The following is a 7,379-nucleotide window of genomic DNA, read 5'->3' as shown; positions in this document are numbered from 1 at the left end:
CAACCACAGGACGCAACGGTATCGAACATGACCTAACGCCACCCCCACACAACGGACTCGGCGAACCGGCTCGCTTGCGGGCCGCGGTGGCGCTCGTTCCGCGGATGGATTTTGCCCCATAGACGCGCTAGGTTGGGTTGAATTGGGTTCGGAAAGGGGTGAAAACATGGCCAATCTCACGGCCCGGACGCGGCATCACAGGTCCGTACCCTCGCGACCGGATGCCTCCGGTCACGCTCCGGCCAATACAAAACCCTATAGAAGCGGCGTCGTAGCCTGACGGGCGGCTTAGTCCAACAGGCATTTATCCGCCATGCTTCGCACGGCGAAAAAATGCTGAACAGTTAGACCGACATGTCCTATCAGTGGAGTCAGTTCAATGAAAGTCATCAACTTAGTATTGCTTGCTGTTGTTCTTGTTGCGGGGCCGGCATGGGCGGAAAGTTTGACTGGTCCTCAGAAGAACGCCGTGCGATCTGCGAATCAGTACATTAGCATGCAAGGGTTCTCACGAGAGGGGCTTATCCAGCAGCTCTCATCCGAATACGGAGATGGTTATGACCGTTCCGATGCGACGGTAGCAGTGGATAGTCTGAACGTTGATTGGAACGAGCAGGCGGTGAAGTCTGCTAGGCTGTACCTACAAATGCAGGGTTTCTCCTGCCGCGGTCTGATTGATCAGCTCTCATCCAGCTATGGCGACGGTTACACCGAGAGCCAGGCAACCTACGGCGCTCGGCAGACGAACGCGTGCGAGTAGACGGTTTCGGCCTAACCACGGGATGGAACTCGACGGCTGCTAGGCAGCCGCGTCCAACAGAGGCGTTAGAAAATCAACGTCGATACAGGAGTCAACGCACTTGACCAAAGCAAAAAGCCAGTTCGTCGGTGCGGCGGGGCAGTACTACGTGTGTTATGAGCTCGCGCGACGAGGCATTCACGCCAGTTTGACGGTGGGCAATGCGCCGGCGGTGGATATCGTGGCGGCCAAGGCCGATGGTTCCCGCAGCCTTTCGATACAGGTCAAGACATCGCGCGGTGCCTATCGCCGGCAGCGCTATGGGCGCGAAGGCTGCGAGTGGGACGTGGGCGCCGGGGCTATCGGCAAGCACAGCCCGACGCTGTGGTATGCGCTGGTGGATCTGCAAAAACGTAGCGGCCAGCCGCCGCGCGTTTTCATCGTGCCCTCGTTCTGGGTGTCGGAGTTCGTGCTGCCTTCCTTCAGCCGCAAGGTGTTCTTCCTGCCCGCCACGGCCTGGGAACTGACGGAAGCGCGCTGGGATCGATTGGTGGCGTGTCTGGATGGTGAACCGGAGAGCGACGATTTCGCGACCCACTGGCCTGCGGACAGGCTGGTTCGCTGGGGCGTTTCCAACGCTTGATCGCCGCTCTCAGCGATTGAACAGCCACAGCACCGCGGAGATCGCCACGCTTACCAGAATCATCGTGGTGACCGGGAAGTAGAACGAGAAGTTCTCGCGGCGGATGACGATGTCGCCGGGGAGCTGGCCCAGCGGCAGCTTGGAGAGCCACGGCCAGAGTAGGCCGACGGCGACGATGGCGATGCCGATGATGATCAGGGTGCGGGACATGGGGTCGTTTCCTCTCACGCTGAACTCATTGCTGCTTCAAGGGACCGTGCCGGCGGCGGCCGGTTCGCGAGAGCAGGGTGACGGTGAGCGCGGGCAGGAAGGTCACCGTGACGAAGGCGGTGCCGAGTAGGCCGAACAGCACGATGGCGCCCACGCCGCGGTAGAGCTCGGTGCCTTCGCCGGGCAAGAAGACCAGCGGCGAGAGCCCGCCGATGGTGGTCAGGGTGGTCATGGCGATGGGGCGCAGGCGGCTGGCCACGGCGTCGCGCACCGCCTGACGCACGTCGGCGGTGGCCTCGCGCAGGTTTTCGCGGGCTTGGTGGACGACCAGGATGGGGTTGTTGACCACCGTGCCCATCAGGATCAAGAAGCCCAGCATGGTGATCATGTCGAAGGGCTGGTCGATCTCGGCGAGCCCCAGCCGGGGCAGCCAGCCGCCCACCAGGTTCATCAGCGCCAGGCCGACGATGCCGCCGGCCGCGCCCAGCGGAATGGTGGCCAGAATCAGCAGCGGGTAGCCCCAGTGGGCGAAGATCGCCACCAGCAGCAGGTAGACGATGACCAGGGCGATCAGGCCGTTGTCCATGAGCGAGGCGCGGGTGGCGTCCAACTGGTCGCCGGCGCCGGTGAGGGTGACGTCGATGTTGCCCGGCAGCTCGCCGGCTTCGCGCAGGTGTTCGATCACCTCGCGCTCCACCCGTTCGATGCCGGCCTCCAGGGGCACGTCGCCGGGCGGGATGATGTCGAGGGTCACGCTGCGCCGGCCGTCTACGCGGCGCAGCGTGGCGGTGCCCACGGTTTCGCGAATCTCCGCCAGGCTGGCCAGCGGCAGGGTGGCGCCGATGGGCGTGTGCACCGGCAGGTCGACGAGGTCGTCCAGGTCGGTGGCGTTCACGTCGGCGCCGTAGCCGTAGAGGTCGATCTTCTGGTCCTCGAGATAGAAGTCGTCCAGGTAGGTACCGTTGGTGAGGGCGGCCACGGTGGTGCCCAGGGCGTCGGCGTCCAGGCCCACCTCGGCGGCGCGGTCCCAATCGGGATGGATCTCGATCAGTGGCTGGCCAAGGTCGAGCGCCGAGGGGCGCGACTGGATGCGCGGATTCTCGAAGACGTGATCGGCCCGGGCGTAGAGCCGGTTGGCGGCGGCGTAGAGCTCGGCGAGGTCGTTGCCGGCGATGTCCAGGGTGATGCTGCGCGTGCCGGCGTCGTTGCTGGAGATGATCGAGCCGCGCGAGGCGAAGGCGCGCATGTCGGGATAGGCTTCGAAGCGCTCGGTCAGGGCGTCCATCAGCGCTTCGATGTGGGCCGGGTCGCGGGTCTCGGCGATGATGCGCAGGCTCTGGGGCCCCACCTGGGTGCCCATGGTGCGCATGGCGGGAATATCGCTGCGGCCTTCGTCGAAGTCGCTGGGATCGGCGCCCACGTGGGGCAGCAGCTCGGCCTGCACCTCTTCGGCGATGGCCGTCATGGTCGAGAGGTTGTAGCTCGCCGGGGCGTTCATGCTGGCGAAGGTCTTGGCCTCTTCCCCTTCCGGCAGGTAGGCGGCCGGCGGCGTCAGCCATACGAAGATCGCCAGGCCTCCCGCCAGCGCCATGACCATGGCCGCCCCGCGCCGCGGCGCCGAGGCGATCAGCATGTCCACCAGGCGCAGGCAGCCGCGCATCCAGCGCGGCGTCTTCGTTTCGGAGTAGCCGCCGCCGTGGAAGTCGAGGTGGGCGCCTAGGGTGGGTATCACGGTGATCGCCGCCACCAGCGAGGCGAGGATCGAGGTGGCGATGGCCACGGCGATGTCGGAGTAGAGCTGGCCGGCTTCCTCCTCGATGAAGAAGATCGGTACGAACACCAGCACGGTGGTCAGGGTGGAGGCGAGCACCGCCGGCCACACCTGCTGCACGCCGACCAGCGCGGCCTCGAAGCGTTTGCGGCCCTGGCGGCGCTGGGCCTCGATGCTCTCCAGCACCACGATGGTGTTGTCGATGGTCATGCCGATGGCGAAGGCGACCCCGGCCAGCGAGATCACGTTGAGGGTGCGGCCGGCCAGCAGCAGCCCCAGGAAGGCGGCGATGGTGCAGATGGGAATGCCGATCACGCCGGCGAAGGTGGCGCGCGGCGAACGCAGGAAGGCGAACATCACCAGGGTGGCGAACAGCGCCCCCAGGCCGAGATTGGTCCAGACGTTGGCGATGGAGGCCTCGACGTAGCGCACGTCGTCGCTGGAGAGGGTCATGTGCAGCCCCTGCTCGGCGAGCAGGCCGTCGTTGAGCGAGGCGACCTCGGCGAGCATGTCGCGCTTGATGTCGATGACGTTGGAGCCGGGCTGGCGGCGTACCTGCACGCTGAGCACCGGATCGCCCCGGGAATCGAAGGAGCGCTCGCTCAGCTCGGCGTGGGCGAGCCGCGCCTCGGCCACGTCGCCCAGGCGGATCACCGTGTCGCCGCGGCGGGCGAGAATCAGCGATTCGAGTTCGGCGACGTCCTGGAAGCGCCCCACGGTGCGCAGCAGGTAGCGCCGCTTGCCGCTCTCCAGGTCGCCGCCGGAGACGTCCTGGTTGCGCGCGTTCAGGGCGTCGCGAATGTCGGCGACGCCGAGTTCGTAATCGGCCAGGGCGTCGGAGTCGATCAGCAACTGCATCTGCCGCTCGGCGCCGCCGGAGACGGTGACTTCGGAGACGCCTTCCACGCTCTCCATGCGCGGGCGCACGTTGTCTTCCAGGTAGTCGCGCAGCGCTGCCATGTCGAGATCGCGCGGGTTGCCCTCGCGGGGCGCCACGTTGAAGTACATGAAGGCGTTGGCCGAAAAGGAGTTGGCCACGATGCGCGGCTGGTCGACGTTGGTGGGGTAGGAGGGCACCTGGCTCAGGGCGTTGTTGACGCGGATCAGCGTCTCGGTGAGGTCGATGCCGAAGGGGAAGTCGAGTTCGATCTCTGCCGCGCCGCTGGTGGCGGTGGATTCCATGCGCGCCAGGTTGGGCACGTTGCGCAGGTACTCCTCCTGCTCGATGAGGATGTCCTTCTCGATGTCCTGGGGCGTGGCGCCGGGCCAGCGGGTCTCGACCCCGATGGTGCGCACTTCCAGGTCGGGGATCATCTGCACCGGTATGCGCCAGATGGCGGCGATGCCCAGTACCAGCAGGATCAGCGAGACCACGCTGACCAGAACGCCGTGACGAATGATGGCCGCGAACATGGGGATTCAGTGCTCCTTCATTCGTCTTCCAGGGTGAGCCGCTGCCCTTCCTCCAGACGCTCGTTGCCCCTCAGCACGACGCGTTCGCCGGCGTCGACACCCTGCACGGCTACGCGGCCGTCGTGGCTGGCGCCGGGGGTGACGCGCCGCTCGCGGGCGTGCCATTCGCCGTTCTCTTCCTCGGCCAGCCACAGGCTGACGCTGCCGTCCGGGCGGCGCAGCAGGGCATCGCGCGGTACCGTGGGGCCGCGCTCGCCGCGTAGCAGCAGCCGGCCCTGCACGGCCATGCCGGGCAGCATCGCCGGGGCCTCGTCGAGCGTGGCGCGCAGCAGGAACTGGCGCGAGGCGCCGTCGTCGCGGGGTACGTCGGCGACGGGCCGGGCGGGGAGCCAGTCGTCGCGCCCCGGCAGGCGCACTTCGAGTTCGGCCTCGGCGAGGCGGTGATGCAGCTCGAGGGGCACGGCGAAATCGAGCGCCAGATCGTCGAGGTCGATCAGCGTCAGCAGCGGCGTGCCGGGCGTGGCCCACTCGCCGACTGCCACGTCGCGCTGGGTGATGCGGCCGTCGAACGGGGCGCGTAGGCGATGGCGTTCCAGGCGTGCCTGCAGGCGGTCGCGCTCGGCGCGGCGCCGCTCCAGGGTGGCCTCGGCAATGGCGACGTCGGTCTCGCGCTCGCTCAGCTCGCTGCGAGCGATGTTGCGGCCTTCGCCGAGGCGGGTGCCTTCCTCCAGCCGTCGGCGGGCGTTGTCTAGCGTCGCGCGGGCTTCGCTGACGTCGGCTTCGGCGCTGCGCGCCTCGAGTTCGATCTCCTCGGCGTCGATGCCCAGCAGCCGGTCGCCCGCCCGTACGCGGTCGCCGAGCGCCACCGGTAGCTCGGTCACGCGCCCCTCCACGTCGCTGGAGAGGTGGGCGGTACGCGGGGCGGTCACGCTGCCGTTGAGCGCGACCGTCTCCACGATGGCGCGCTCCTCGACCCGCGCGGTGGTGACGAGGGCTTCCTGGGCCGCCAGCGGTGCACTGAGCCCGAGCAGCAGGCCGAGGCCGAGAAGGCTTCGAGGGGAGCGAATGACGGTCACGATTCTCCTTGTGCGTTCGGGCGGCAGCCTGCCGCCACGAGTTACCCTGCGTACGATTCGGCCTGGGACTCAGCGGCGAGTTCCGTCGGCCGGGCCGTGCAGCGTTCAACGCTGCACGAGGCGTACCTGCTTCAACAAGGCCTGCAGCGGGTGGGGCAGCGCGGTATCGGAGAGGCGCCGGGCCTGGCTGCGGCACGAGTAGCCGGTGGCGAGCAGCCGGCCGGCGTTGGCCTCGTTCTCCACCACCGGCTGCCACGACTGGGCGTAGACGGTCTTCGAGGTGGCGAGGTTGCGGGCCTCGTGGCCGTAGGTGCCGGACATGCCGCAGCAGCCGGTGGCCACCAGCTCGAGCTCCAGGCCGAAGGCGGCGAACACCTGCTGCCAGGCGCCGGGCGAGCCCGGGGCGGTGGTCTTCTCGGTGCAGTGGGCGAGCAGCTTGAAGCCGGGGTCGTCGAGCGTCTGGCCGCCCGGTGCGAGCTGGCGGGCCAGGGTGGGGGACTGGGTGACCAGCCACTCCTGCAGCATCAGCACCTCGGGCACGGCGTCGGCGCCCAGGGCGTGCACGTACTCCTGGCGGTAGGTGAGGGTCATCGCCGGGTCGATGCCCACCAGCGGCACACCGAACTCGGCGAGGGTGCGCAGGCGCGCGGCCTGTTTCTCGGCGGTGCGCTCGAAGGCGCCGAGAAAGCCCTGGACGTTGAGCGGTTTGCCGTTGGGCGAAAAGGGGGCGACGAACACCCGCACGTCGAGGCGCGCGAGCAGCTCGACGATGTCCATCACCAGCTTGGCCTCGTAGAAGCTGGTGAAGGCGTCCTGGACGAGCACCACGCTGCGGGCCTTCTGCGCCTCGGTGAGCAGGCCGAGCGCAGTCGGCGTGGCTTCGGCCACGCCCCAGGCGCGCAGTTGCTTGCCGAGACTGGCGCGCGAGAGCGGCGGCGTGTCGACCAGGCCCAGCGGGCCGGCCAGCAGGCGCTCGACCAGGCGGTTGCTCAGGGCGGCGTTGTAGAGCGGCGCCACGCGGGAAAGCGTGGGCATCAGGAATTCCAGGCCGCCGACCAGGTAGTCGCGCAGCGGGCGCAGGTAGCGGCCGTGGTAGACCTCGAGGAAGCGCGAGCGCGAGTCGGGCACGTTGACCTTGACCGGGCACTGGCCGGCGCACGACTTGCAGGCGAGACACCCCGCCATGGCCTCGTAGACCTCGTGGGAGAAGTCCGCCTCGCCGCGCCGCCGGGCCAGGCTGTTCTTGAGGCGCAGCGGGAAGTCCTTGACGAAGCCCCAGGCGCCCTCGGCCTTCTTCTTGCGCGACTCCTCGACCAGGTCGATGCCGGCCGCCTCCTGCTGGCGCAGCCACTCGCGGATCAGGCTGGCCCGCCCCTTGGGCGAGTGGATGCGCTGGCGGGTGGCCTTCCACGACGGGCACATGGCATCAAAGGGGTCGTAGTTGTAGCAGGCGCCGTTGCCGTTGCAGTAGACGGTGGCGGCGTGGGCCTGCCACGCCCGTTCGTCGATGGTGCGGTCGAGCTGGCC

At 68.0% G+C, this 7,379-nt stretch carries 6 protein-coding genes; 2 read left to right on the top strand and 4 right to left on the bottom strand.

Features of this window, described 5'->3' with window-relative positions:
• The first annotated feature begins 379 nt into the window (after window positions 1–379).
• Window positions 380–760, top strand: a complete 381-nt coding sequence (locus BLP96_RS19630) for an Ltp family lipoprotein (RefSeq protein WP_089689220.1) — start codon at window positions 380–382, stop codon at window positions 758–760.
• Window positions 761–860: 100 nt separating this feature from the next.
• Entirely contained in the window at window positions 861–1,382 is a 522-nt protein-coding gene (locus tag BLP96_RS19625) for a hypothetical protein (RefSeq protein WP_089689219.1), read from the top strand.
• Between the two features lie 9 nt (window positions 1,383–1,391).
• Here BLP96_RS19625 and BLP96_RS19620 read toward each other — a convergent pair whose 3' ends face one another.
• The 4 genes from BLP96_RS19620 to BLP96_RS19605 all read right to left on the bottom strand — a co-directional run.
• Window positions 1,392–1,592: a DUF2905 domain-containing protein gene (locus tag BLP96_RS19620; RefSeq protein ID WP_089689218.1), complete on the bottom strand. Its 201-nt coding sequence runs from the start codon at window positions 1,590–1,592 to the stop codon at window positions 1,392–1,394.
• 25 nt (window positions 1,593–1,617) lie between these two features.
• Window positions 1,618–4,776, bottom strand: a complete 3,159-nt coding sequence (locus BLP96_RS19615) for an efflux RND transporter permease subunit (protein WP_089689217.1) — start codon at window positions 4,774–4,776, stop codon at window positions 1,618–1,620.
• 17 nt (window positions 4,777–4,793) lie between these two features.
• Complete coding sequence (locus tag BLP96_RS19610) at window positions 4,794–5,852, bottom strand: efflux RND transporter periplasmic adaptor subunit (RefSeq protein WP_245682319.1); 1,059 nt, start codon at window positions 5,850–5,852, stop codon at window positions 4,794–4,796.
• Window positions 5,853–5,957: 105 nt separating this feature from the next.
• The coding region (locus tag BLP96_RS19605; protein ID WP_143005157.1) for a (Fe-S)-binding protein at window positions 5,958–7,379 on the bottom strand (1,422 nt) is incomplete at its 5' end.

The organism is Billgrantia gudaonensis (assembly GCF_900100195.1).
GTDB classification, from domain to species: Bacteria; Pseudomonadota; Gammaproteobacteria; order Pseudomonadales; family Halomonadaceae; genus Halomonas; species Halomonas gudaonensis.
The sequence above is the reverse complement of the archived record's forward strand: the minus strand, read 5'-3'. Positions and strand labels throughout refer to the sequence as shown.